Consider the following 25,319-nt stretch of genomic DNA (forward strand, 5'->3'; position numbering starts at 1 on the left):
GATGAGCCAGCGGACGAACGCTCCGATTCCCCTGAACAGTGCTCTAATCATCGTCGAATCCTTCCATCCAGTTGTCTTCCTCGCTACCTAAGGGCTCTTCTTGCGCGGCTTCTGCCGACAGCACCTCTTCGAGGGTCGAGGGCGCGATGCCTATCGCGCGGGCCATGAGAGCCGTGCTCGCAGAAAGCGCCTCGTCGGAATTGGCCAGATAATCGTTGGCGCGCCTTATCCTCCACGAAACGGAGCCCCCGCCCCCGACGAAGAGGGCGGCGACGCGGTCCACCTTGGCGATGTCCACGAGTTCGCCGTAAAGCCTTGCGAGCACGGCGCTTCCGTCCATCGACACGCTTTCGATGCACGAGGCTTCCTTGGGGCTTGCGAGCTGGAACCTCCAGCCCTTTTCGCGCCTTGCCTCGGGCACCTCGTTTCCATCTGTCCTGTACGCCTCGTTTGCGGCGTAGCAGTGGGCGGAAAGCCAGATGCCGTCCGTCTCGGCGTTTCCGTAGCGGAGCTCGAAGTCCGCGAGCATGCTCTTGCCGGAGAAGGGCTGCGATTCGGTGAAGCGGTCGGTGTCGAACACCTCGACGCGGCTCTCGTAGGCGATCTCGACCTTCATCGGTCATCCCTCCTATCACGCTGACGGATCCTCTGAGGCGGCGCTTCCTGGTTTCGCCGTTTCTCTTCGCCTTGCTTGGCGGGCGGCTCGTCGGCGCGTTCCCGCCTTGGTCGCCTTGTCTGGACGTTCTCTGGCAGGAGGTTGTTCTTCGCCATGTACGTGCGCGCCTCGCGCAGTGCCTCGATGCGTGCGTCGTCGCTGCCGTGCCCTTGGAGCCGCTCGATCCTCCTGTCGAGGTCGGCTATGCTGCGGGCGTTCTCGGACATGCACGTCTCCATGACGTCGGAAAGCCGCTCGAGCGCCTCCAGGTCGTTCAGCCTGATGGCGTCTTTGGCATGCGCCAGGATCTCGCGCGATGCCGACGGGGTGGGGTGCCACGCTGCGATCCTGCCGAAGCGGTTGCGCAGCGCTTCCTGGCCGAAGGAGAGTCCGAGCTTCTCGCCGCCGATCCGCCAGGTCGGATGGTCTGAAAGCGAGTAGATCCAGTCGCGCCGCCAGGACCTCTCCGAGTTCTGGGCGACATCGACTTCAAGCGCATCGAGGATGGCGAGGAACTCGTCCTCGTTTCGGGCGAGGGCCTTTGCCACGCTCACGCGGTTGCGGATGTCGGCGACCCACGAGTAGCCGCCTTCCTGCTCGATCTCCCTTTCCGAGCGGCGGACGTAGACGCGCTGCATGGTCGTCGGAGTTGCTTTGCGCGCCGGCCCCTCGTCGGACTCCTTCACAATCTCGTCGCGCATGAAGCGCAGACCCCGCTCTTCCGCAAGGTCCTGCAGGCTGCGGTTCAGGTAGAGCGGGTCGTCCGTGTGGAGCCTTCGTTCCGTGACGAGGTTGGTGTTGTTGACGACGACGTGCGCGTGGGGGATTCGGCCTTCGTTGTCGTCGTGCAAGACGATCGCGATTTCGAAGTCGGGAAAGTGCTTGAGCGACCAGGCGCGGGCAAGCTCGGAGACCTCGTCGGAGTTTAGATGGTCTTCCGGGTCGGGCGAGATGACGAAGTGCATGAAAGTGCGGGCACGAAGCCCTCGATAGGGCGTGTCGTTTCCATAGGCGTGTCTCGTCTCGTCCATGGCTGCCGCCCAGTCGAAACCCTCAGGCGCTTGGTCTCTGTCTTCGAAGACGCGTTCCTGTTGCCAGGCGAAGTTCATGAAATGGATGCCCAGCGCCCGGCCGCCTTTCTCCAGGTACCTTTTTATCCCGGCGCAGCCAGTGTGACCGGGTATGGGTTTCAGCAGCGGCATTCTAATCGCCGCCCACTATGGCGCGCTCTTCGAGTGACGCGATTCCGCTCGCTATCTCCGAGCGTCCTTCGTTCACTTGGGCGAGCAGCAGCTCGCATTCGTCGAGCCTCGCGGATATCCAGTCCGCGTCCATCCGCCCGTGGTCGAGCGCGAACTTGATGGAGTTGAGGGCGTGCATGCCCTGGTTGTAGTGGTGGCCCCACTTGACGAGCTCGCGCGAGATCTTGCGCATGGAGCGGCCGTCCAGGAGCACGCCGCCGCGCTCGGAGTTGCGCGCGTCGTCGGCTATCATGCGCACGATGTAGCGCAGGTACTCCGAGCGCGAGATCTCCTCCTCGTCGCACCGCTCGCACACCGCGCGGAAGTCGGCATCGCTCACGCGGGCGGTGAGCACGTTGCCGTATTTGTGCGTCCTTGCCATCTTCGAATCCTTCGCATCCTTGTCGCCGGTTCAAGTGGAAGCTTTCGGCGGCGTTCTTCTCCCAGGGGCGCGGGGTATCCCCCGCATGGCGTGCGGCGTATGGCCGCGCGCTGTCTGGCGGTTGTGCCCCTCCCCTTGCTCCTCTGGCGGTGGGGCGGGGCACTGGAGGCGCTGCCGAAGCGCCCCGATGCCGCCATTCCATCTCGTGTATACGAGATGGGTTACTTGCTGAAAACGGCTCAGGCGCCCCTGCCGGGCGCCTGTCCGACGTCTATCTGCTTCGGATGAGCCTCGAGGCTGTCTCCGCGATCTCATGGAGCGCCTGCCTGTCGAGCTCGCTCGGCGGGTTCTTCGCCTTCGACTCGTAGCGCCCGAGCGCGCGCAGGGCGCTTGAGAGAGCGGCTGCGGGCTTCGGGGAGGCGTCCTTCGGGGCGCCGTCGGCCTCGGGCTCGGCGGTCGCCTTCCTGAGGAACTCGGTCGTCTCCTTCTTGCCCAGCGCCTGCGCCTCCCAGGCTGCGTGGAGCCTCTCCTGCTCGGCGGGCTCCAGGGAGGCGAGGATGCCCACGGCGTCCGCCGAGAGGGCGTCTGCGAGCGCGGCGTCGCGCCATCCCGGCGCGAGCTTCTTCTCGATCTTGCGCGCGAGCGACTCCTGGCGCTGGATAGTCTTGCCGGACACCTTGCGCCCCGTCTGCTCGGATATGATCGCCGCCTTGATGTCCTCGGTGCGCACGCCCGAGAGCTCGGGGTTCTCGGCGCGGAGCCGCTCGACCTCGACGCCCAGCGCGCGGCTCGCGGCGGCGCGCTCCGCGACGGTGAGGTTCCGCACGAAGTAGTTCGCGGCATGGAGCAGCATGACCGACTGCTCGTCGGTGATCCCGCGGATGATGCGGCAGGGGATCTGCGCGTAGCGCTCGTCCTCTTCGGCGAGCAGGGCGTACGCCGCCTTACGGCGGTGCCCGCTCACCATCTGCCAGCTCCCGTCGTCGAGCTTGCGCACGAGCGGCAGGTCGGTGAGCCCCTCGTCCCTGATGCTCTTCGCGAGCTGGGCGATCCCGGCCTCGTCCATCGAGTAGGCGGTGTTCCCGGGATGGTCGGCTATCGCGCCGACGGGGATCTTCTCGACGGGGTAGTCGCTTCTGGTCGCCGCGCTCCTGTCGAGCAGGCCGGAGATGGTGAACCCCGATGCGGTGGGCTTAGCCATGGAGCACCTCCTCCGCGAGGCTCTCGTAGTCTTTGGCGGGGCGGCTGTCGGGCTTGAACGTCGCCACGGGCTGCCACTGCCAGCTCCCCTCGCACACCTTCGAGCTCGCGTGGACGACGGTTTCGAACTGGTTGTCGGGGAAGTACGAGTCGAGAACGCTCGCGCCCGTCGCCTCGGCGTTGGTCATAAGGCCGGGCACGCACGTGCGCAGGATGCGCCACTCGGGCGTGGGCACGCGCAGCGCGTCCGAGATCGAGTTGATCGCGGCGACGGTGAGCGCCGTGCCGCGCATGACGGTCGAGTCGAGCTTCACGGGGACGATGACCATGCCGTCGCCCGCCGCCGCCAGGTACGCGTTGAACGCGAGGCGCTTCATGGTGGGGCTGCAGTCCACGACGCAGACGTCGTAGTCGCCCGAGCAGTCGTCGAGCGCGAAGCGCAGGCGCTGCTCGCGCAGCAGCAGCTCGTTCTGGTCGACGAGCTCGATGGTCGACGGCACGACGGAGAGCCCGTCGACCTCGGTCTCGAACGCGACGTCGCCGACGGGCGCGTTTCCGTAGAGCAGCTCGACTACGCTGCGGTGCTCGCCGCTCGCGCGGTCGTAGAGCCCGAAGTAGTCGGTCGCGGACGCCTGCGGGTCGAGGTCGATCAGGAGGACCCTCAGGCCCCGCCTGGCGAAGATGGCGGCGAGGTTCACCGCAGTGGTGGTCTTGCCGACACCTCCCTTGTAGTTCGATATCGCGATGGTGCGCATGCCGTGTGCCTCCTCTGCATCGGGGGAGGCCGCCGCGGGATGTGGAAGATGCGGCGGCTTCCCTGCTCTTGTATACACAGTATACCCCAAACCGTTCAAAAATGAACTGTTTGGGGATCGATTGAGGCTATGCGGGAGCTGCGACGCGCACGGTCTCCTCCCTCACGCGGTTGTTGGGGTTCCACGACCAGTCTCCGTCGTGGTCGAACCGCGCCACGAGCGGGGTTCCGTCGTCTGCGAAGCCCGCTACCGGGAAGAGCTCGTAGCCCGACTCGTACGAGGGCATCCAAACCGCGTCGCCGATCTTCAGCTCAGAGGCGGGCACCTCCCTCGCGTCGAGGAAGTCGCCCAGGCGCTCGCCTTCGGGCATGGAGGCGTCGAGGGAGCGCAGCATCTCGTCGAAGTCGTACGCAGCCTGCTCCGAGAAGCTCTCGTAGGGGTAGACCCGCTCCACGATGCGCCAGCCCTCGATGACGTAGATGCCGTTGTCGCCGGGGTTCATGTTCTCGTCGGTCGAGTACGCGCCGATGCCCAGGGAGAGGGCGCCTCCGAGGAAGTTTCCCATCACCTGGCAGATGCGCGCCCATCCGTAGCAGTCGGAGCTCGGAGGGCGGTACCCCTTGAGCTCGCAGTACTTGAGGAGCGGCTCGATCGTGTCGCGCCCGCCGTTCCAGTGCAGGTAGAGGCCGATCTCTCGCTTCGGGGTGGTGATGACGGCTCGGTTTCCCATGTTCGTCGTCCTTTCGGTCGGGGTTGTTCCGAAGTACGCCGCCCCGAGCTGGCGCCCGGGGCGGCTATGTCGTTTCCGGCTCGGCCGGGAGGCCTTAGTCGGTCGAGCTGGCGAGTGCGTCGTACCCGAGGCAGTCCTTGTGGTGCCTCAGGAGCGCGCGGTCGTCGGATACCGTCAGCATCGCGATGTGGTCGAAGCGGACCTGCATGTCGGACGCCTCGTCGCCCTCCTGCGCCTCGAGCCATCTCGCGGCTGCGATCTCCCGGCGCTCGCGCGAGCCTTCGATGCTCGTGACGGGCATGCCCTTGTCGGTGCCCTTGCGGGCGTCGACGTCGCAGAAGACGATGGTCTCCCCGTCTTGCGCCACCAGGTCGATGCGGCTGCCTTCGGATTCCCAGCTCTTGTCGAGGATGTCGTAGCCTCGGCAGGTGAGGAACTTCGCTGCCGCCTCGATGGTCTTCTTCTTGAATTCGGACATGGTTGACCTCCTTTTCCGCGGCGGTTCGCCCCTTTGGCCTTCCGCCTTGTGGCGCGCATGTCGCACGGGTTCCGCCGGCGGCGCAGGGGAGGAAAGCGAAGGGGGTCTTGGAAGAGGGGTCTCCTCCCGGTGTTTTCCGAAAAGTTTTCCCGCCGTGCCGGGATGCCTCGCCGGGGAAAGTTTTCGGAAAACATCGCGGGCCCTTGCGACGTCGGCGGGTTCCGTGCGGCAATACGCGGTAAAGGCGCAGGCAGAAGGGGCATTGCCTGCAGGGGAGGGGTCGTCCCCGAATCGAAGGAGGCAGTCGTGGCTGCATGGAAGCTCGCGCGGCGTGGGGGATCTCAAGAAGTCTGCGATCCGCTGCGACGTACCCGTTGGCGCGAACAGGAGGGGGTTCGTCTCTTAGCCGGCAGCTAAGGAGGAAACCGGGCATGCAGTGGTAGAATACGTTGTATTGCATTTAGCAAGCGAGAATCGAGGAGCGCCAGATGGACTACGCCGAGATGCTGAGAGACGGGGCCTCCCAGACTGAGATGAGGGAGTATCTCGTTGACGGGGACACGGTGGCCGTGACGATCCGCATACCGCGGAACCTGCGCGACTCCGCGAAGAAAGCGGCCGCTCTCCGAGGCACGAACTTCTCGGCCTTCATCCGGGAGTGCATGATCGACGAGCTGATAAGGGAAAGGCAGTAGCCGGTGGAACTCGCCGACAAGGACATACTCAGCGAAGGCTTCATCGAGCGGTTCGAGCGCCGGTATCCCACGCGCATCCTGGAGACGCTTCTCTGCGACCGCACCACCGGCCGCAACATCATCTGGGCCGACAACGAATACGAGGCTCTGGGCGACGGCTACCTGGGCGACGACGAGGTCACGGTAGCCAAGATCACGGGACTGAACTCGGGAGTCATCAAGCCGCGCGTCGCCAAGGAGCGGGAGCGACAGTCGCAGCGCACCAAGAGCCGTGCGGAGGTTTTCACTCCCTCGTGGCTGTGCAACCAGATGAACAACGACATCGACGCCGAGTGGTTCGGCAGTCGCGACGTGTTTAACTCCGAAGAGGGGCGGAGCTGGATTCCCAATCTCGAATCGGTTGCATTTCCGAAGAAAAAGGGCAGGGGTTGGCAGGCATACGTGGGCAGCCCCAGGCTCGAGATAACCTGCGGCGAGGCGCCGTTCGTCTGCTCCCGCTACGACACCGTTACGGGACGAGCGCTCCCCGTGAAGGACCGGATTGGCATCCTCGACCGGAAGCTTCGCGTCGTCAGCGAGAAGACGAAAACGCGTGGCGAGTGGGTGAAGCACGCGCTCAGGGCATTGGGCGCGTCATACGGGTACGAGTATCAAGGCGACAACCTCCTCATCGCGCGCATCAACATACTCGAGACATTCAGCGAGCATCATCTTGATAGATGGAACCGCCATCCGACTGACGAGGAAGTCGATCGGGCAGCCTGGATCGTTTCCTGGAACTTCTGGCAGATGAACGGTCTCACTGACGCCGTTCCGACAAACAGAACGAATACCGTGGTGCAATCCACGCCGAGATTGTTCGACCCGCCCGGACCGGAACCCGTGCAGCTATCACTTTTCGATTCGCTCGAAAGCACATTCTGGGAAGACGATACTGCCGACGAAGAGACAGGCGAGCAAAACGAATCGGTTCCGCTTTGCGCGATATACGATTGGGAAAATGACGAGCCTTTTGAGTATGCATTGCTAAAAGGGGAAGGATGTCCGATGGGAAAGAAATTCTACGCAGTGGTTGGAAATCCACCCTATCAAATAAGTGATGGCGGTCACGAAGCCTCCGCAGCACCTATTTATCACAGGTTTGTTCAAGAGTCGAAAAAAATAGCAGATCCGACAGTCAACCAGTGTAGGGATGAGGGCGTGCTCATCTAGCCGCCGCGGCAGGGTGGTACAATCACGCTGCCAAACGTAGATTTGCGCGGGTGCCCATCTGGCCCTATGTTTGGCGACGTCCCGGCCGGATGGGCGCCTGCGCGGATGGGACAACGCCAAATGAAGAGCCCGAACCCCTTCTCGGGCGGGGTCGACGCGCTTTCCGACGCGGACTTCGCCCTTCTGGTGGATGCCGTCGAGACCAGGAGGTGCCGCGAGCTCGTCGGCGCCGGGACCTACGACGAGGCGGCGCGGAAGTGGAGGCCGAGGCCGAGGTGCCCGTCGTGCTCGTACGAGGGCTGCGCCTCCGACGGCTCCACGCCCGCGGGCCACCGCGCCTGGTCGTGCGGCCGGTGCGGCCGGAAGTTCAACTCGCTCACTGGGACCGTCTTCGAGAACGCGAAGAGGGCGCTCTGGAGGTGGGTGGTCTTCATACGCCTCATGTGCTTCAACGTGCAGCTCGACGCCTGCGCCGAGCTCTGCGGCATCTCCCACCAGACGGCCTGGGAGTGGCGCCACCGGGTCATGGCCACCGTGGACGGCTACCAGGACCGGATCGTGCTGGGGGGCAAGGTGTGGATCGACGAGATGTACGTCACTGACTCCGACCTCAAGGGTGACCCCGGGTGGAGGCCGAAGAAGGGCCTCAGCAAGAACAAGATCTGCATCGCCGTGGCGATCGACGCGCGCAAGAACGTTGTCGCCGTCAGGTGCGGGCACGGCAAGCCGTCCGCGAAGCGCATAAAGGAGGCCCTGCTCCCGCACATCGCCGAGGGCTCGGAGATCTTCCACGACATGGAGAAGTCCCACAGGTCGCTGGTCGAGGCGGTGCGGGGCATCGACCGGCCCTGCAAGGCCGACACCAGGGACCCGGAGTACCTTGAGCACATGGCCATGGTCAACAACCTCTGCTCGTGGGTGAGGCGCTACCTGCGCGGCTACGTGGGCATGGACCTCAAGTACCTCCAGTCGTACCTCAACTGGTACGCCTACCTCTTCAGGGTCAAGCGCGACGACGAGAAGTGGCCCAAAGTGGAAAGGGTGCTCCGCCATTTGTTCATGGCCGACGCGAGTTTCCGCAGCTCGAGGAAGCGAGATAATCCCTATACTGGTTGACTGTCAAAATAGCAGAAAATGTAGTAATGGTGACCCCTTCGAGGTGGTTTAGCGGCGGTAAGGGACTAGATGCTTATAGGCAGGAAATGATTTCCGATCACCATTTGAGAGACTTGGTTGACTTTCCTAAACTCTACGAACCATTTCCCAATGTCAAAATCAGGGGTGGAGTCTCTTATTTTGTGTGGAGTAGAGAATATAACGGTCCGTGTAGAGTTCAGACCATCGAAGATGGAAGAGAGGCATCCCCAGCTATAGAACGATTTCTTGATAGCTACGACGTTTTAATTAGACGTAACGAAGCCGTTCCCATACTTGATAAGGTGGCCAGCAAAAATGAGCCCACACTTGTTGATCGAATATCAGCGCGAAAGCCTTTCGGGCTTCCGACCAATTATCATGGACTTTCCACTCCTGAAGGTTTGAAGAATCCGATAAAGCTATACGAGTCCCAGAGAGAAGGCTGGATTGCTCGAGGCGATATCAGCGTTCATGTTGAATGGATAGATGAGTGGAAAGTTCTGCTCAATCGTGTTCAGGGAACAAGTGCTGCTATAGAAACTAAGTTTCTGTCAAATCCAATCATTGCTGCTCCAGGAAGCGCGTGTACTGAAACTTATCTAGTTGCCGGACGATTTGCGACTAAGGAGGAGGCAGAGTTCTATGTCTCGTATCTCAAAACGCGATTCGTTCGATTCCTGATTTCTCTTCGTAAAGTATCTCAAGATTCTACTAGAGGTGTGTACTCATTTGTACCCGATTTGGACTACAACCATTGCTGGACGGACCCCGAACTATATGCACGTTACAACATAACCTCCGAGGAAGTACATTACATTGAATCAATTGTGAAGGAGATGGAGTAACCATGGCCTTCACCGACATCACCGGAAAGGTTAAGACCTCCCGTCCCGCGCTTCCGCAGATCTACGCCTACACCACGCCCGAGATCAGCCGCCATGACGGCTGGACGAAGATCGGCTACACCGAGCAGGACGTTGAGGAGCGCGTCAGACAGCAGACGCACACCGCCAACGTCTACGCCGTCGTCCACTGGCACGGCAACGCCGTCTACGAGGACACGGGGGAGATGTTCCGCGATACCGACTTCCACGGTTACCTGAGAAAGCTCGATGTGGCCAACGAGCCGAGAACCGAATGGTTCCATATCGAGCCGAACCCCGCGAAGATGCGCTTCTACGAGTTCCGGGAGAACCACGGCGTGCTGGATGCGCCGTCGGCAATCGGTTACCAGCTGCGGGACGAGCAGAGAGATGCCGTCCGGCAGACCGCCGACTACGCGCGCTCCCATGACCGCGGCGAGTTCCTGTGGAACGCGAAGCCCCGCTTCGGCAAGACGCTCACGTGCTACGACCTGTGCCGCGAGCTTGGAGCAATGAAGGTCCTCATCGTGACCAACCGTCCCGCCATCGCCAACTCCTGGTACGACGACTACGTGAAGTTCGTGGGCGGGGAGTCGGGCCTCTGCTTCATCAGCAACGTGAGCGCGCTGCAGGGAAGACCTTTCTGCCTGTCGCGCGAGGAGTACCTAAGGAACCTGCGCAGCGGCGGCCCGAAGGGCTTCATCGAGTTCGTGAGCCTGCAGGACCTCAAGGGCTCCATCGAGTTCGGCGGCAAGTACGACAAGCTCAGACACGTGGCTGAGCTCGAATGGGACGTCCTTGTCATCGACGAGGCGCACGAGGGTGTCGACACGTTCAAGACCGACGTCGCCTTCGACCACATCAAGCGCAAGTTCACCCTCCACCTCTCCGGCACCCCGTTCAAGGCCATCGCCAACGAGAAGTTCCACGCCGACGCCATCTACAACTGGACGTACGCCGACGAGCAGCAGGCGAAGAGCGACTGGGCCGACTCCGAGCAGCCCAACCCCTACGCCGATCTGCCGCGCCTGAACATGTTCACGTACCAGATGAGCGACATCGTGGCGGCGGAGGTGCGCCGCGGCTGCGACATCGACGGCGAGACTGTGGAGTACGCATTCGACCTGAACGAGTTCTTCGCCACCAACGCGAACGGCTACTTCCTCCACAACGACGATGTGGACCGCTTCCTCGACGCGCTCACCACGCAGAAGAAGTTCCCGTTCTCCACGCCCGAGCTGCGCGACGAGCTCCGCCACACGTTCTGGATGCTCAACCGCGTGGACTCCGCCAAAGCGCTCGCGAGGAAACTGCGCAAGCATTCCGTGTTCAGGGACTACGAGGTTGTGCTGGCGGCGGGCGACGGCAAGCTCGACGACGAGGACGAGTCCGTGAAGGCGTTCGACAAGGTACGCGAGGCCATCGCGACGCACGACAGGACCATCACGCTCTCCGTGGGGCAGCTGACCACCGGCGTCACCGTGCCCGAGTGGACCGCCGTGCTCATGCTCTCGAACATGAAAAGCCCCTCGCTCTACATGCAGGCCGCCTTCCGCGCCCAGAACCCGTGCCTGTTCCGCACTGACGGAAGGTTCTTGCGCAAGGAGAACGCCTACGTGTTCGACTTCGATCCGGCTCGCACGCTCACCATCTTCGAGGAGTTCGCCAACGACCTCTACACCGACACGGCGTCCGGCGGCGGCACGCTCGACGACCGCAAGCGCCGCATCCGCACGCTGCTGAACTTCTTCCCCGTGATAGGCGAGGACGAGAACGGCGAGATGGTGGAGCTGGACGCCGAGCGCGTGCTGTCCATCCCGCGCAAGATCCGCTCGCGCGAGGTGGTGCGCCGCGGGTTCATGAGCGACTTCCTGTTCCAGAACATCAGCAACGTGTTCCGCGCGCCCGTCGAGGTGATCGAGATCCTCCAGAGCTTCGAGCCCTACAAGGCGCCCAACGACGATCTTGGCGTCAGGCGCGATACCGCCGACGAGCTGAGCCTCAACGAGGACGGAGACGTTGAGATTCCCTCTGAACAGGTGGTGGGGCTTGCCGACGGAATGTTCGGCGACAAGGTGTACGGCGACATCGCCGACGACCTTGACGAGGTCATCGACTCCATCGTGCTCGAGAAATCCGAAGATCCCGATGACGCCTTCATCTCCAGGCTCGCGGAAACTTTCGGTGCGAGCATAGCCGGGCCGCTCGTCGACGCTGCTAAGGAAAACTACGGAAGCGAGCTGAAGCCCGCCCAGCAGAAGAAGGTGGAGCGGCGCATCAAGGCGGACGTGGACATCAGGCTCAACCGCGAGGTGGGCAGCTTCAACATCACCAGGAACCGCATCGAGAAGGACCGAGCCGACGAGCTCGAGGAAGCCGAGACCCAGGAGCAGGCGGATGAGGTCAACCGCAAGCACGACGAGCTGCTCGAGGAGGCGCGCAAGGAGCTGGTGGAGAACCTGAAGGACTCGCGCGACGAGCTGGTGAAGAGCGCAGGCGAGACGGTAGTGCGCGAGGTGGAGACCGCCAAGAAGGAGGCCAAGAAGCAGACCATCGAGGGTAGCATCCGCGACCACCTGCGCGGGTTCTCCCGCACCATCCCGTCGTTCCTCATGGCTTACGGCGACGAGAGCACGACGCTGGCCACCTTCGACCAGATCATCCCCGCCGACGTCTTCCATGAGGTTACGAGCGTGACCGTCGAGCAGTTCCGGCTGCTGCGTGACGGGGGAGACGTCGTCGACCCCGATACCGGCGAGGCGGTGCGCTTCCCGGGGCAGCTCTTCGACCCGGTGGTCTTCGACGACTCGGTGCGCGAGTTCATCGACCTGCGCGGCAGGCTCGCTAACTACTTCGACGAGTCGCTCGAAGAGGACATCTTCGACTACGTGCCGCCGCAGAGGACCAACCAGATATTCACGCCGCGCAACGTGGTGGTGGAGATGGTGGACCTGTTCGAGAAGGAGAACCCGGGGTGCTTCGACGACCCGGGGCACACCTTCGCCGACCTGTACATGAAATCCGGCATGTACATCACCGAGATCATCAAGCGGCTGTACAGAAGCGAGCGGATGCGGGAGCTCTTCCCAGATGAGCGGGCGCGCCTGGATCACATTTTGGAGAACCAGGTGTTCGGCATCGCCCCGACCGAGATCATCTACCAGATAGCGACCCACTACATCCTCGGGTACGACAACGAGGTTGGCGCGGGATGCAAAACGAACTTCATCAAGGCTGACTCTGCTGCTTTGGCCAGGGAGGGTAAGCTTGCGGAGTTCGTGGAAACTGTGTTTGGCGCGAAGCTGGGGGAATAGCGATGGGAAGGCGGACTCTCAATGCCCATAAGCTGCAGCTGAATAAGCGGATGGAGCCAGACAACCTTGTTTCTCCGGCCGATGTCAGTGGCAAAACCCTTGTCGATATCGTGGAGCAATGGATCGAGTCAATCAAAGGCGATGGCGCCATAGAAGTCGGTGCCGATACGTACGTTTCCGTGAAAAACTGCTATCGCTTTAATGACAATATTCTTGTCGCAGACGTAATGTCAGGCAAAACGGGAGAGTCTGGCATCATCCACGACATCGAAGGTGTTTCGGATGATATCCCAATCGGGGAAAAGCAGGCTCCAATGTCTAGCTGCCGCGCGCTTCTTTTCAGCCCAAGCAACGGTCACATGGCGATGTGGTTTTCCGAATACAGCGCGAGAAGCAGCGGTGCGCGCAACTTGCTCACGTTGCTTAAGAAGAAGTGGCCGCAGCTGAATACGGGTGCCACGCTTAAGGAAAGTCGCGTTATTGCAACTGAAATGCTTCTCGACAACGGAAAGATTACGGAAGTCGAAGTCCGCCTGACTCGCCGTGCTGCTGACCTTGCGGATGGCGTCGAGAGTAGGGAGGGCGTTTTTTCTCATGTTTTCCGGCCTACTAGGAAAAACCCCCTTTCAGCTCGTCTGCTAGACGTATTCCGAAAGAATCCTTCGAAAGCCTTCGACTATGTCGAGCTTTCCGAATCTGATCACGAAGATCACGAAGTGTTCGTCTCAATTGATGTCGACGGGCATAAACGCAAGATTAGCGTGATGGATCCCGAGGATGGGGTGTATTACCGCGAAGAGCTCAACGGACCAGGCCAGGCTCCACTGACTGACGCCGAGTTGGTTGAGCATTGCAGCAAGGAAGCGGTCTCTTATTTTGAGAGGTCGGGTTTGTGCTGGGAACCTGAGTGGTCTGTACCGTCGGAGTGATCAAAATGGGGATGTCTTCGGTTGCAGGCATAGCGAAATCCTATTTCTCGACTCTGGTTAACCAGAGAACTGGCAAGGTGCATGCAGGCGCTTTGGTGGTGCAGCTTGGAGTGCCTTTCGCGATCGGAGCTGCATGTCTTTTCATTGATCCGCTGGTTTTCAGCCCAAGTAATGCCATCGTGGGCATCTCCATCGTTTCCGCTCTGCTATGCGCGATGGCAACGATGCTGTTCCAAACCAGGGTGTCGTTGAGGAATAGCAAGGAGGCTGGTGAGGACCGTTTTGTCACCGAAAAGGACTTAAAGCTGATAGACGAGCTCTTTTCCGCGGTTCTGTGGGCGATATTGTTTGGACTGGTGACCGTTCTCCTCATGGTGGCATTGGAATGGATGGGAGCCTGTCGTTTCGGCGACGGCTTCGGCAGGCTCTCGTCCGCGCTGCAGATTGCGCTTATCGGGCACTTCGTGTTCGTTATAGGGGTTATTCTTAAGCGCCTTAATCGCGTCTACGAACTAGTGGCGATGCATAACCGTTAGGGGCTCTACGAGCAAGGCGTGTCGTTTCCGCTTCTCTAGCTTCGGCTCAATCCCTCGATTGCTTCCGCTTCTTCGTCAAGCGGGGATCCGGGGGCCTCGTCGCCCAAATCGTGGAAGATGTCGGCAAGCAGCCCAACACGTTGGACGAGCTCCTCGTCCATGTCTCCTGCGCGCCTGATTCGCGATAGCTCTACGTAGATTTTTGACATCGCGTCTCTGAGCGCTTTGAACGTGCGGCTGCTCGGCTGGACGACGATGGTGGTGTCGGTGAGCTTGGACATGATGTAGTCCTGCTTGGTCATGTTCGCCGTCTTCGCCAGCAGGGTGACGATCTCGTTCTCCTCGGGCGACACGCGGAACGCGATGGTCATGTTCCTTTTTCTGTTCTTGTTTAGGCCGGGCATCAGAATGCGCCCCCTTTGGATTCGTCGAGTGCTGCCGCCATGTTCTCCTGGACGTTGGGGAACAGGTGCGCGTACCGGAAGGTGATGTCGGTCGCTTCGTGTCCCATGCGCTCTGCGATGGCGAGCGCCGAGAAGCCCATGTCGATGAGCAGGCTCACGTGCGAATGGCGCAGGTCGTGGATGCGGATGCGCTTGACGCCGGTCTCTGCGCATCCGCGCTTCATCTCGTGCGCCAGGTAGTGCTTGGTCATCGAGAATATGCGGTCGTCGCCCTCCAGGTCGGGGCGGCAGGCGAGGTACTCTTCGACCTCGTCTTTCAGGAAGCCGGGGATCTTGATGGTGCGCACGGACTTGGGCGTCTTGGGGTCGGTGATGAGGTCTTGCCCGTTAAGCCGCTGATACGACGAGGAAATGCGCATCTCGAGGCGTTCCAGGTTGAAGGAGCCCGGCGTGAGTGCGAGCAGCTCCCCTACGCGTACCCCCGTCCAGTAGAGGATCTCGAAGGCGAGGAACGATCGGGGCTTGTCCATCATCGCCTCGGAGAACCTGAGGTACTCGTCCTTGGTCCAGAAGCTCATCTCGCCCGCTTCCTTCGCGCCGATCTTCATCGTCTTGACCGCTGGGTTGGGGTGCAGCCCGTAGTAGCGCGCCGCATGGTTGAAGATGGCGGTCACCTGGTTGTTGATGGTCCTCAGGTAGGTGGGGGAGTAGGGCTCGCCGTTGGGGCGTTTCATGTCCATGAGCTTGTTCTGCCAGCGGACGATGTCGATGCTCCTCACGTCCTCCATCCTCATCCGCCCGAAGAACGGGAGTATCTTGGTCTTGATCATGTGGCTCTTGGTCTCCCACGTGGTCTCGCGCAGGCGCGGGCGCATGTCCTCCTCGTAGATCTTCATGAAGTCCGAGAAGTGCATGGCCATGGTCTGACCGCGCGTGGCCTTGTAGTCGCGCTCCCACTCCTCGGCTTCCTTCCTGCTTGCGAAGCCCCTCCTGAACTTGTGGACGTCGTTTCCCTCGGCGTCCTTGCAGCGGAACTGGACGGTGAACGTCCCGTTCGGCATTTCCTTAACGGACATCCTTCTCCTCCGATCTGTCGACGCCCCCGAAGAAGGCCTCCTCGAAGTAAACGTTGCTCACGCGCCCTGCTAGGGTCTTGCACCCCTTGCGCTGCATGTCGGCGTTGAGGTCCCGAATGACGCAGTACGCGGTCGTCCTCGACACGCCGAGGCGCTCGGCGACCTCCTTGGCGGTGAGCATCCTTTTCTCGCTGTCCATGGCATCCTCCTAAACAGTTCAATATCGAACGGTATAGCGGAATACTATACGTTCAAAAGCGAACGGTCAATACAAACCGTTCAAAACTGTGCTATTCTTTCGCCTGGTATGAATCGAAGACGATGCTCCAGGGGGCTCCATGACGACGGGCGAGCTTATACGCAAATACCGCAAGATGCGGGGAATGACCCAGGCGGGGCTCGCCGCCGCGTGCGGATTGTCCGACTCCGCCGTGAGGAACTACGAGCTGGGGAACAGGACGCCCAGCGAGGCTCACCTGGGGGCGATTGCGAAGGCTCTCGGGATCGCGAGAGAAGCGCTCATGGAGGTTCGCCTGGACTCTGCGCGCGAAGCGCTCGAATACCTCTTCAGAATCGACGAGGAGCTCGGATTGAGGCCCCTCAGGGGCGAGGGCGGTGAGATCCTCCTTGCCGTCGACGGCAGCGCCCCGAAGGCGCCCAAGCTCTCCGCGGCGCTCAAGTCGTGGGCGGCACAGCTCGACAAGCTTGAGGCCGGGGAGATCGGTCGGGAGGAGTACGACGAGTGGAGGGCTGGCGCCGTCTAGCGTTGCCCCTGCCAGTGCGGGAAATAGCGATCCCGTATGAGAAGCCGCCGGTTCGCCAGCGGCTTCTCTTCGTATTGTTCGCGTCCTCGGGCCGGACAAGGGAAGCCCCCGATTTGGAATCACCCGGGCGTTTTTTCGACTCATCGGGAGAGGGCTTGTAATCACCCCCTCGGCGAGGCGATTTGCAAGCCACTTCAGGAGTAATTTCGACGTTCTTTCGGGGCGTTGGGGCTGCCTCCGGGCGCTTCGGAGGCCTCATTTCCGGGTCTTCGGGGCGGTTTTCTACTCCCCATTTCTGACCTGGGGTTTCGCTACTACTCCCCCTCGGAAAAGGGGGGTGATTACAAAGTGATTACAAATGCTCCCTACTACTCCCGAAACGCGGAAAAGAATAATTTCAGGTGGCTTGCATTTGCGCATCTGGATGAGCGTGGTTTAACACTGGTCGGCAACGCTTAGAAACGGCTGCCACTATTTTGGAATAAACTGAATCATTTTCGCAGGTGATGAGGCGAAAAGAGAACCCCTGGGAAGGTGTTTTCCCAGGGGTTCGGAGATTTCATTATTCCCGAAAGTTTCAGGTGGCTGTGTTCACCGTCGGGAATCGTTGCTCACGGTTGCGTACTGGAGTAGTCGCAGGTGGAATGCCGTTTTTTAGGCTAAATTTTATTCCCACTCAATGGTCGCCGGCGGCTTACTCGTGATGTCGTACGCCACCCGGTTGACCCCCGAGATCTCGGCAACGATACGACCTGACACGCGGGCCAGCACCTCGTACGGCAACTTCGCCCAGTCGGCAGTCATCGCGTCGGAACTCTCCACGGCGCGCAGGATGATGGGGTAGGCGTAGGTCCGCTCGTCGCCCATGACGCCGACGCTCTTCACGTCGGGCAGCACGGCGAAGTACTGCCATACGCTGCGCTCGCTGTTTCGCTCGCCGGTCTCCTCGAAAACGCGGGCGTTGTAGGTGTCCAGCTCCTCGCGGACGATGGCGTCGGCGTTCTTCAGAATCTCCAGCTTCTCGCGCGTCACCGTGCCGATGATGCGGATGGCCAGGCCCGGCCCGGGGAAGGGCTGGCGATGCACGATGTGGTCGGGCAGTCCGAGCGCGGTGCCCAGCGCACGCACCTCGTCCTTGAAGAAGTGATCCAACGGCTCGATGAGGTCGAAGTGCACGCCGTCGGGGAAGGGAATGAGGTTGTGGTGGCTCTTGATGGTGGACGCCTTGCCGCCGGTCTTGCGGGCGCCGCTTTCGATGATGTCGGGATAGATGGTGCCCTGGGCCAGGTACTTCACTGGGCGCCCGCCCTCGGCGAGGTCCTCCGCCACGGCGAAGAACTCCTTCCAGAACTGTGAGCCGATGATGCGGCGCTTCTGCTCGGGCTCGACAACGTCGGCCAGCAGCGCGGCGTAGCGGTCCTCGGCGTGCACGTGCACGAAGTCCACATCGAACTGCTTCGTGAACACCTCTTCCACTTCCTCGGGCTCGTTCTTGCGCAGCAGTCCGTGATTGATGAACACGCAGGTCAGCTGCTTGCCGATAGCCTTCGCACACAGCGCGGCCACCACGGAGGAGTCCACGCCGCCCGACAGGCCCAGGATCACACGGTTATCGCCCACCTGCTCGCGGATGGCCGCCACGGCATCGTCGATGATGGAGTCCATCGTCCAGGAGGGCTCGAGGCCGCAGATGCCGAACAGGAAGTTCTTCAGCAGCTCGTCGCCGTGCGGCGTGTGACGCACTTCGGGGTGGAACTGCGTTGCGTACAAACGCCGCTCCGCGCACTCCATCGACGCCACGGGGCACGTGGTGGTCGACGCCGTCACCGCGAAGCCCTCGGGCACCTCGGCTACGGCGTCGCGGTGGCTCATCCACACCGTCTGCTCGACGGGCGTCTCGCCGTACAGCAGGGACGCGCCCTCGTCGCAACGCCTCAAAGCAGCGGCCCCGTACTCGCCGGCGTCGGTATGGCCGACCGTGCCGCCCAGCGTCACGGCCATGATCTGCTGCCCGTAGCAGAAGCCGAGCACTGGGATGCCCAGCTCGAAGATGCCCGGGTCGATGGACGGCGCATCCTCGGCGTACACGCTCGCGGGCCCGCCCGACAGGATGATGGCCGCCGGCGCCATCGCGCGCACTTCCTCGGCGCTCACGTCGCACGGGACGATCTCCGAGTACACATGCACATCGCGCACGCGGCGGGCGATCAGCTGACCGTACTGCGCTCCGAAATCGACGACGATGACCAGCTGATCGGTTGGGGTGACGGTCATGGCTGCTCCTTTGATAAAAGCCGGAGCCTCGCGTTATACGGCACAGGCCCGGTGATCCTGGACGAGAAAACGAATTCTAACCGAATAGTACACGAACGTGCGCCTACCTCGGTTGATTCGAACCGGATGCGCACGCCTTTTGCAAGAAACGCCAACCCTTTCGCGCATGGCAGTGCGCTTGCCACCGCGATGGATGCCAGCCCGTCTCCAAAGGCCTGCCTCTGCAAGTGGGCGATGCTATAGTACCCTATGGCACGAGCGATTCCGTGCAACGACGATGGTCATCGGTAGTCGCAGCTGAGCCCGGCGCCCGGTGGTCTAGGTTCGATTGATCCCCACCGTCATGATGACCATACTCGAATCCGAGCGAGGAGCGAACATGGGAAAGCAGGTCGTTTTCACCAGTAAGACCACGGCGTTGATGTTTCTCGCGGTGGCGGGTTTCGGCTTACTCCAAGGCTCACGCTTGCTTGACCAGGGGTCGGGGCCGTACTCCTCGCAGCCCTTTGTGATCGCGGGCATTGTTGCGGGCGGAGCGTGCTGCATTCTCGTTGCGTTGCTTTCATATTTTGCGAACCTCAACGACGTGCGGCCCGTGTTTGCCGCAAGCCTCGTGCTCATGGCTGTGCGCGTCGCGGTTTCCTTTCTCTCCGACGCTTCGCTTGCCCTCACACTGGTGTCCCAGGTCTCGGCGGGAATCGGATGGATGCTCATCCTGCTGTGCTGGATGCAGGTGTTCGTGAGCTACCGCCCTGTCTACGCCGTTCCCATGATCGCGGTCGGTTACATCCTCGATCTTGCCATCGTGCCGCTGGTGAACGCCTTCTTCCCAGAAGGCCGTCACGCTGCGTTTCTAATTGCGCTCGGTATCTCCGTGGTTGCGCTCGGCGTCTGCCTGGCATGCAACCGTTCGATCGCCGACGACATGCTTGACGACGCGCCGCCCCACGCATCCATGCGGGAACTTGCGGTTCGCGCGGGGCTCATCTTGTATGCGATTTTCATCGTTGTGGCACCGTGCGGTTTCATCATCCAGTCGGACATACTCGGGGGGCTGCAATATGTCCAGGCTGATCTCACGGCTTTCATGGGGATTGCCGTCTCGTTCGTCTTGCTTGTGCTTTTGGTCGTGTTCAGACCGCAGAAGCGCACTATCGACCTGGCGTATCCCATCTCCATCATCTGCCTGATTTTCGTCCTGCTCTATCGCGTGTTTGCTGCGGGCGACGGCTACGTATCGGGGTCGATGATGGCCGCTTTCCTCATGACCTTTTTCGGCGTATTCTGGATCACTTTCGTGCGCGAGGCCCATGAGCGTCGGTTGCCGGCATTCTTCCTTCTTGGCCTAGCTGTGGGCACGGCCCAGCTCTCGCTGGCTGCAGGGCGCATAACCGCTCTCGCTTTGCACAACCTTGCAGCGGTGCAAAGCGAGCAAGCCGTTGCGATATGCGCGCTCGCCTTCTTGGCTATCGGGATTTGCGCGGCGGTGACATGGGGCGTGCATCGTTTGGAGCGGGTTGTCCTTGTGCCAACCGAGCGCCTTGAAGGCGGAGTGCCTGCCGCGGGGGAGTACCCCGTTGCTCGGGAGAGCATCCGTGCCGATGGCGGCGTCGAGCAGGTCGGACGGTCCGAAGCGGAGCAGCTGGCGGATACGCTCGGCGCGAGCGGCGCTCTGCCGACGGTCGTCAGCATTGCCGCGCTCGACCTGCTGAAGGAGACGTACGGCCTTTCAAGGCGCGAATTTGAGGTGGTCGCGGAATTCTCCACGGGTCGCAGCGCGCGCTACATCGCCGATGCGCTCATGTTGTCGGAACATACCATCAAGTCGCATCTGCGACGCGCGTACGCGAAGATGGACGTCCACTCGCGCCAGGAGCTTCTGAGCCTCGTCGATCAGATGGAGGCCCGCATCCACGCGCGCGGCTGATCGTCGCGGTCGTCTTGTCGTGCATGCAGCGAGCCGCCAGCATGGACGCGGGCGGCTCGCAAGGGGAGGGGGAGGATAGGCGGGGGAAAGGTCTGAGCCGGCAACCTTAGGCCGTCTCGGCAACTGCATTCCGGCCCGCAATCCGGCCGAACACAACGGAGCTTATCTGCCAGTCGCCTGAGACGGTGTCTGCACCGAATTGACCGCCGGTGCACATGCCGGCCGCATACAGGCCGGGAATGACGTTGCCGTCGACGTCCTTGACGCGCGCATTCTCGTCGGCATCGAGGCCGCCATGAGTGTAAAGCATGATGCACGTTTCGACGGGGCCTGCGTAGAACGGCGGCGTATCGATGGGCGAAAGGAAGTGAGGGTCTTTGCCGAATTCGTCTGCGCCGGCAGCGCATCCTGCGTTGTAGCGCTTGATGGTCTCGACCAGCGTCGCCTGCGGGATGCCGAACGTCTGCTCGGCGTTCGCAGCCATCTCCTCGACGGTGTCCCCCTTCACGACGAAGCCGCCTTCGATCCACTTGTCGAGCACTTCAGGAGCAGGATTCACCTGATCGGGAACGATGTGCCCGTCGAGGATCGGGTAGAACACGTTGTCCGGCAGTGCTAGCACATCGTTGGCGACTGCGCCGCGCGCAGCACCCTCGTCGGTGAAGCGCGCGCCTTCGGAGCTTACGAGCACCTGGTTGACGGTGCGCGTGATGCCCGCCACGGCCACGCCTTGTTCCATGAGCTCGGCGGTGGAGTAGCACGGTTCGGACATGAGGTACTCCATATGACGCACGTTCGCTCCGATCCTCTGCGCCGCACGAACGGCCTCGCCGGTGAAGGGGCCGTAGGGCATCCCCATGCTCGCAAATGTCTCGCCCGCGGCCTTCGGTGTTTCTGGCAGCGGATTCATATGGCGTGGAACCATCGTCTCGTCATTGGACCACGGACCCGTGCACAGGATAACAGCCTTGCGCGCCTTGATGCGCTTCGCATCGTCCCCGTCGCGGTAGACCAAGCCGACAACGCGTCCGCTATCGTCGACGACGAGCTCCTCGAACGCGCACTTGCTGAGCAGCTTCCCCTGCTCCTGCACGATGGGGACGAGCTTCGTTGTGAGCTCGCCTGCGGTTTTTGCGATGTACTTGCCCTGGCCCTGCCGACCTTCGGAGAGCTTGAGCTTCTCCTTGAACTCGCAGCCGTGCTCCACCATCCAGTCGATGGCGTCAGAGGCATTGTCGCACCAGATGCGGACGAGTGCCGGATCTGCGGTGTTACCCGAAACGTTCATCGCGTGCTCGAACATGAGATCGGCGCTGTCCTCCACGTCGGGGAAGTTCTGAGCGATGCCGAGCGATGAGCCGGGGGCGCAGTACTGGACGGTCGCGCTCGTCGCGCCGCCGATCATCTCCTCCTTCTCTAGCATGATCACCTCGGCGCCCGATTCGAGGGCGGTGACGGCTGCAGCGACGCCCGCGGCGCCCGAGCCCACGACGACCACATCGGTCTCCTGGTCCCACGAATCGCTCCCTGCCGAGCCTCCCGACGACGGCGCGCATGCGCTCAGCGCGCCCGCTCCCAAGATCCCGGCCGTGCCGAGGCCTGCCGCTGTGATGAACGACCTGCGCGACATTCCCTTTCCGTTGTGCTGTCCGACCATTGCTCCTCACTCCTTCGAACGAACCGTCATGCGGGCGTGAGCCCCGCCATAACCCGTATATCGTCGTGCCGGCCCGTGCCGGCGATGTGCACGATATGCCCCGACGGCCCTCCCGTATCGCACGAAAGGGCCAATCCCTGTAGCCCGAAAGGGATGAACGCGTGGAAACCTCCACGTCAGCACTTTGCTACCGCACGGAAATGGCCTTGTTTCCAAAGCAGGGCGCGCAGCGATGATCGATGCAAACATGTTCATTTCTCGAACACGGGCTCGTCGAGGAGGTTTGCGCCGACTGCATGAGGTGTGCTCGTGTACAATTCCCGGCATGGAGAACGCACGAGACAACATAGCGCCCGCCGAGCAGCCGATGCCTGGCGTGGCCAAGGCGTGCGAGATTGCTTGGAAGCCTGCCGGCGGAGGCGAAGCGCGCGAGGATGGAGCGACGGTTGCGGATAGCGTCCGTTCCGACGGTGCGAAACTGGACGCGCCCGAAGCTCAGCCTGAGTATCGCGAGCTTCTCTCTGACGAACGTCGACGCGAGATGCATGCCTCCTTCAACAACCGCATCTCCTACCTGTGCAAGCTCGTGGCCCTCGTCATCGCCGTCGTCGCGTTCGCCACGATCGCGCTCGGCCAGGAGCTGCCCCGGTTCGTGCTCATGGGGCTGTGCCTGTCGGTGGCGCTGCTCGCCCTTGCCATGCTGCAAGACCATCATCAGCGCAGGCGCTAGCCGCCGGCTCCGCCTGCCTCACTGTCCGATCCGACCAACCGAGGTACTACGTTTATGATCTTCGAAGCTTTGAAAGCGTTTCTCATCGGCATCGTCGAGGGCATCACCGAATGGCTGCCCATCTCGTCCACCGGCCACATGATCCTCGTGGACGAATTCGTGAAGCTGCAGGTGTCCGACCAGTTCCTCGCGCTGTTCCTCGTGGTCATCCAGCTGGGCGCCATCATGGCGGTGCTCATCCTGTACTTCCACAAGCTCAATCCCTTCTCACCGAAGAAGACGAGCGTCGAGAAGCGGAGCACGTGGCGCCTCTGGGGCATGGTGGCCATCGGCTGCATCCCCGCGGCCATCATCGGGCTCTTGTTCGACGACTGGGTGAACGAGCACTTCTACAACAAGGTGACCGTCGCGGCCATGCTCATCCTCTACGGCGTGGTGTTCATCGTGCTCGAACGCCGCAACCGCCGCCGTCTGCGCGAGGCCGAGGCCGCGCTCGAAGCGCCGCGCGGGCGGCACGCGCGCCAGTCGTACGGCGACGCCGCCGACGAGGCCGAGGCGCAGCTGTTCAAGATCACCGACGTGGACGAGATCGACTGGAAGACCTCCCTCAAGATCGGCTGCTTCCAGGTGCTCGCCATCATCCCGGGCACGAGCCGCTCCGGCGCCACCATCATCGGCGGCATGCTGGCGGGCTGCTCGCGCACCGCGGCGGCCGAGTTCACGTTCTTCCTGGCCATCCCCATCATGTTCGGCTGGGGCCTCGTGAAGTGCATCAAGTTCTTCGCGGCCGGCATTGCGATGACCTCCACCGAGATCGTCGTGCTCGCAGTGGGCATCGTCACGGCGTTCGTTATGTCGGTGGTGGCCATCAAGTTCCTCATGGGCTACATCAAGAAGAACGACTTCACGGCGTTCGGCTGGTACCGCATCGTCGTGGGCGTGCTGGTGCTCGGCTACTTCGCCTTCGAATCGATGGGCATGTTGCCGTAGGCGAGTCGGCGTTGTTCGCCGTCGTGAACTTCCTGCCGAATCTGAGCGGCGCGCATTCCCAGCGCGTCGCTTTTGCTATCATGATGTGCACACGAGGGCCGGAGGCGTCCATCGGACGTGCAGGCCAGGCTCGTTAACGTGCGAATCAAGAGAGGAAAAACGATGTCTGAAGAGAACAGCTCCTTTGCGGAGATCCAGGAACATCGTGCCAAGATCGACGAGATCGATCGTCAGCTGGTTGCGCTGCTCAACAAACGCGCGGGGCATTCGCTGGTCATCCGCGGTCTGAAGCCCGACGCTCACATGGGCCTGTACGACCCGAAGCGCGAAGAGGAGATCTTCGCCAAGGTGAACAGCTATAACGAAGGCCCTCTGTACAATGAGAACCTCCGTGAGATTTATGCCAGCATTCTGAAAGTCATGAAGGAGACTCCGTCGGTATGAGCGAGCAGATAGCATCCAAACTTCCCGATTACGGCACCATCACCGACGAGATCACTATCTTCGCCGGACCCTGCTCTGTCGAAAGCGAAGAGCAGTTCGACGAGGTGGCAGCGTGTATCGCGGGTCTCGGCCTGCGCTGGATTCGCGGTGGAGCGTTCAAGCCGCGCACGAATCCGCACTCGTTCCAGGGATTGGGCGAGGATGCCCTCAAGATCATGAAGGGCGCTGGTGACAAGTACGGTCTCATGACGCTTACCGAGGTCATGGACTCGGCGCACTGCGCAATGGTCCACTCCTATGTGGACGGCCTGCAGGTGGGCGCGCGCAACTTCCAGAACTTCAGCCTATTGAAGAACATCGGTCAGGTGACGAAGGACTCACACAAGATGGTGCTGTTCAAGCGCGGGTTCGCCGGCACCATCTCCGAGTGGCTCTCGGCCACCGACTACATCACCATGGAGGGAAACGACAACGTCGTGCTGTGCGAGCGAGGCCTGCGCACGTTCGAGACGGCCACGCGCTTCACGCTGGACATCTCTGCTGTTCCCGTCGTCCATAAACAGAGCCTGTACCCCGTCTGCGTGGACGTGTCGCATCCGGCGGGCGTGCGCGACCTCGTCCCCGCGCTTGCGCGGGCTGCAGTGGCCGTCGGCGCCGACTCTCTCATGATCGAGGTGCATCCCAACCCGCCGGCCGCCCTGTCCGACGGCCCGCAGCAACTGACGCCTGCCCAGTTCGAGGACCTCGTGGCCGAGCTGCGCGAGATCGCCGCTGTTTTCGGTAAGAAGATCGTGTGATGTTTCGGTGGCCTGGCGGCCGCCGAAACTACTCGACGCTGCGGGGGCCTTCGGCACTCCGCTTCGGCGCTCCAAGCCCTCGTCGCGTACAAAGTACGCTTCCTCGGGCTTTCACGCCGAATCGAAGCA

General features: G+C 61.8%; 25 protein-coding genes. 13 read left to right on the top strand and 12 right to left on the bottom strand.

The features are described from left to right. Positions 1-43: 43 nt before the first annotated feature. The 7 genes from ABGT83_RS03490 to ABGT83_RS03520 form a co-directional block, all read right to left on the bottom strand. Complete coding sequence (locus ABGT83_RS03490; protein WP_346685970.1) at positions 44-616, bottom strand: hypothetical protein; 573 nt, start codon at positions 614-616, stop codon at positions 44-46. Continuing rightward, the gene (locus ABGT83_RS03495) at positions 613-1,857 is read right to left on the bottom strand and encodes a relaxase/mobilization nuclease domain-containing protein (RefSeq protein ID WP_346685972.1); all 1,245 of its coding nucleotides are present in this window, start codon (positions 1,855-1,857) and stop codon (positions 613-615) included. The genes ABGT83_RS03490 and ABGT83_RS03495 overlap by 4 nt, the downstream gene beginning before the upstream one ends. Before the next feature lies 1 nt (position 1,858). After that, entirely contained in the window at positions 1,859-2,278 is a 420-nt protein-coding gene (locus ABGT83_RS03500; protein WP_346685973.1) for a DNA-binding protein, read from the bottom strand. Positions 2,279-2,549: 271 nt separating this feature from the next. Next, positions 2,550-3,479, bottom strand: coding sequence for a ParB/RepB/Spo0J family partition protein (locus ABGT83_RS03505; RefSeq protein WP_346685974.1), 930 nt, complete (start codon positions 3,477-3,479; stop codon positions 2,550-2,552). Continuing rightward, complete coding sequence (locus tag ABGT83_RS03510) at positions 3,472-4,233, bottom strand: ParA family protein (protein WP_346685975.1); 762 nt, start codon at positions 4,231-4,233, stop codon at positions 3,472-3,474. The genes ABGT83_RS03505 and ABGT83_RS03510 overlap by 8 nt, the downstream gene beginning before the upstream one ends. Before the next feature lie 127 nt (positions 4,234-4,360). Beyond that, positions 4,361-4,963, bottom strand: coding sequence for a hypothetical protein (locus ABGT83_RS03515; protein ID WP_346685977.1), 603 nt, complete (start codon positions 4,961-4,963; stop codon positions 4,361-4,363). 94 nt (positions 4,964-5,057) lie between these two features. After that, a complete protein-coding gene (locus tag ABGT83_RS03520; RefSeq protein ID WP_346685978.1) occupies positions 5,058-5,441 on the bottom strand; it encodes a YraN family protein in 384 nt (127 codons plus the stop codon). 488 nt (positions 5,442-5,929) lie between these two features. On the opposite strand from ABGT83_RS03520, the gene ABGT83_RS03525 reads away from it, so the two are divergent. From ABGT83_RS03525 to ABGT83_RS03555, 7 genes are all read left to right on the top strand, one after another. Then, positions 5,930-6,136, top strand: a complete 207-nt coding sequence (locus ABGT83_RS03525; protein WP_346685980.1) for a YlcI/YnfO family protein — start codon at positions 5,930-5,932, stop codon at positions 6,134-6,136. A 3-nt stretch (positions 6,137-6,139) separates the two neighbouring features. Further along, on the top strand, positions 6,140-7,348 hold the full coding sequence (locus ABGT83_RS03530) for an Eco57I restriction-modification methylase domain-containing protein (protein ID WP_346685982.1): 1,209 nt from the start codon (positions 6,140-6,142) through the stop codon (positions 7,346-7,348). Between the two features lie 120 nt (positions 7,349-7,468). Further along, positions 7,469-8,464, top strand: a complete 996-nt coding sequence (locus ABGT83_RS03535; protein ID WP_346685558.1) for an IS1595 family transposase — start codon at positions 7,469-7,471, stop codon at positions 8,462-8,464. Positions 8,465-8,490: 26 nt separating this feature from the next. Continuing rightward, complete coding sequence (locus ABGT83_RS03540) at positions 8,491-9,330, top strand: Eco57I restriction-modification methylase domain-containing protein (RefSeq protein ID WP_428994601.1); 840 nt, start codon at positions 8,491-8,493, stop codon at positions 9,328-9,330. Between the two features lie 2 nt (positions 9,331-9,332). Further along, the gene (locus ABGT83_RS03545; protein WP_346685985.1) at positions 9,333-12,662 is read left to right on the top strand and encodes a DEAD/DEAH box helicase; all 3,330 of its coding nucleotides are present in this window, start codon (positions 9,333-9,335) and stop codon (positions 12,660-12,662) included. Between the two features lie 2 nt (positions 12,663-12,664). Continuing rightward, the gene (locus ABGT83_RS03550; RefSeq protein ID WP_346685986.1) at positions 12,665-13,591 is read left to right on the top strand and encodes a hypothetical protein; all 927 of its coding nucleotides are present in this window, start codon (positions 12,665-12,667) and stop codon (positions 13,589-13,591) included. Next, a complete protein-coding gene (locus ABGT83_RS03555) occupies positions 13,570-14,127 on the top strand; it encodes a hypothetical protein (protein ID WP_346685987.1) in 558 nt (185 codons plus the stop codon). Before ABGT83_RS03550 ends, ABGT83_RS03555 begins: the two co-directional genes overlap by 22 nt. A 35-nt stretch (positions 14,128-14,162) precedes the next feature. Here ABGT83_RS03555 and ABGT83_RS03560 read toward each other — a convergent pair whose 3' ends face one another. Genes ABGT83_RS03560 through ABGT83_RS03570 form a run of 3 tightly spaced genes read right to left on the bottom strand, consistent with a single transcriptional unit; the run spans position 14,163 to position 15,806 of the window. Continuing rightward, positions 14,163-14,498: a plasmid mobilization protein gene (locus ABGT83_RS03560; RefSeq protein WP_346685989.1), complete on the bottom strand. Its 336-nt coding sequence runs from the start codon at positions 14,496-14,498 to the stop codon at positions 14,163-14,165. A gap of 32 nt (positions 14,499-14,530) precedes the next feature. Then, the gene (locus tag ABGT83_RS03565) at positions 14,531-15,607 is read right to left on the bottom strand and encodes a site-specific integrase (RefSeq protein WP_346685991.1); all 1,077 of its coding nucleotides are present in this window, start codon (positions 15,605-15,607) and stop codon (positions 14,531-14,533) included. Next, on the bottom strand, positions 15,597-15,806 hold the full coding sequence (locus ABGT83_RS03570; RefSeq protein ID WP_346685993.1) for an HTH domain-containing protein: 210 nt from the start codon (positions 15,804-15,806) through the stop codon (positions 15,597-15,599). The genes ABGT83_RS03565 and ABGT83_RS03570 overlap by 11 nt, the downstream gene beginning before the upstream one ends. A 139-nt stretch (positions 15,807-15,945) precedes the next feature. On the opposite strand from ABGT83_RS03570, the gene ABGT83_RS03575 reads away from it, so the two are divergent. After that, positions 15,946-16,371 carry a helix-turn-helix domain-containing protein gene (locus tag ABGT83_RS03575; RefSeq protein WP_346685995.1) on the top strand — a complete coding sequence of 142 codons (426 nt, stop codon included), beginning with the start codon at positions 15,946-15,948 and terminating at the stop codon, positions 16,369-16,371. Positions 16,372-17,037: 666 nt separating this feature from the next. Here ABGT83_RS03575 and guaA read toward each other — a convergent pair. Then, positions 17,038-18,645, bottom strand: coding sequence for a glutamine-hydrolyzing GMP synthase (guaA, locus tag ABGT83_RS03580; RefSeq protein WP_346685997.1), 1,608 nt, complete (start codon positions 18,643-18,645; stop codon positions 17,038-17,040). 379 nt (positions 18,646-19,024) lie between these two features. Between guaA and ABGT83_RS03585 the strand changes: the two genes are divergently transcribed. After that, positions 19,025-20,572, top strand: a complete 1,548-nt coding sequence (locus ABGT83_RS03585) for a helix-turn-helix transcriptional regulator (protein WP_346685999.1) — start codon at positions 19,025-19,027, stop codon at positions 20,570-20,572. A gap of 106 nt (positions 20,573-20,678) precedes the next feature. On the opposite strand, the gene ABGT83_RS03590 is transcribed toward ABGT83_RS03585, so the two are convergent. Next, on the bottom strand, positions 20,679-22,229 hold the full coding sequence (locus ABGT83_RS03590; RefSeq protein WP_346686001.1) for an FAD-dependent oxidoreductase: 1,551 nt from the start codon (positions 22,227-22,229) through the stop codon (positions 20,679-20,681). Between the two features lie 325 nt (positions 22,230-22,554). On the opposite strand from ABGT83_RS03590, the gene ABGT83_RS03595 reads away from it, so the two are divergent. The 4 genes from ABGT83_RS03595 (at position 22,555) to aroF (ending at position 25,190) form a co-directional block, all read left to right on the top strand. Further along, positions 22,555-22,959 (top strand): hypothetical protein, encoded by a 405-nt coding sequence (locus ABGT83_RS03595; protein ID WP_346686003.1) that lies wholly within the window; start codon positions 22,555-22,557, stop codon positions 22,957-22,959. Between the two features lie 54 nt (positions 22,960-23,013). Continuing rightward, positions 23,014-23,949 carry an undecaprenyl-diphosphate phosphatase gene (locus tag ABGT83_RS03600; RefSeq protein ID WP_103265609.1) on the top strand — a complete coding sequence of 312 codons (936 nt, stop codon included), beginning with the start codon at positions 23,014-23,016 and terminating at the stop codon, positions 23,947-23,949. Between the two features lie 162 nt (positions 23,950-24,111). Next, positions 24,112-24,393: a chorismate mutase gene (locus tag ABGT83_RS03605; RefSeq protein ID WP_103265608.1), complete on the top strand. Its 282-nt coding sequence runs from the start codon at positions 24,112-24,114 to the stop codon at positions 24,391-24,393. Beyond that, positions 24,390-25,190, top strand: coding sequence for a 3-deoxy-7-phosphoheptulonate synthase (aroF, locus tag ABGT83_RS03610; protein WP_103265607.1), 801 nt, complete (start codon positions 24,390-24,392; stop codon positions 25,188-25,190). The genes ABGT83_RS03605 and aroF overlap by 4 nt, the downstream gene beginning before the upstream one ends. The last annotated feature ends 129 nt before the right edge of the window (positions 25,191-25,319 follow it).

The organism is Enteroscipio rubneri, from assembly GCF_963929405.1.
GTDB classification, from domain to species: domain Bacteria; phylum Actinomycetota; class Coriobacteriia; order Coriobacteriales; family Eggerthellaceae; genus Enteroscipio; species Enteroscipio rubneri.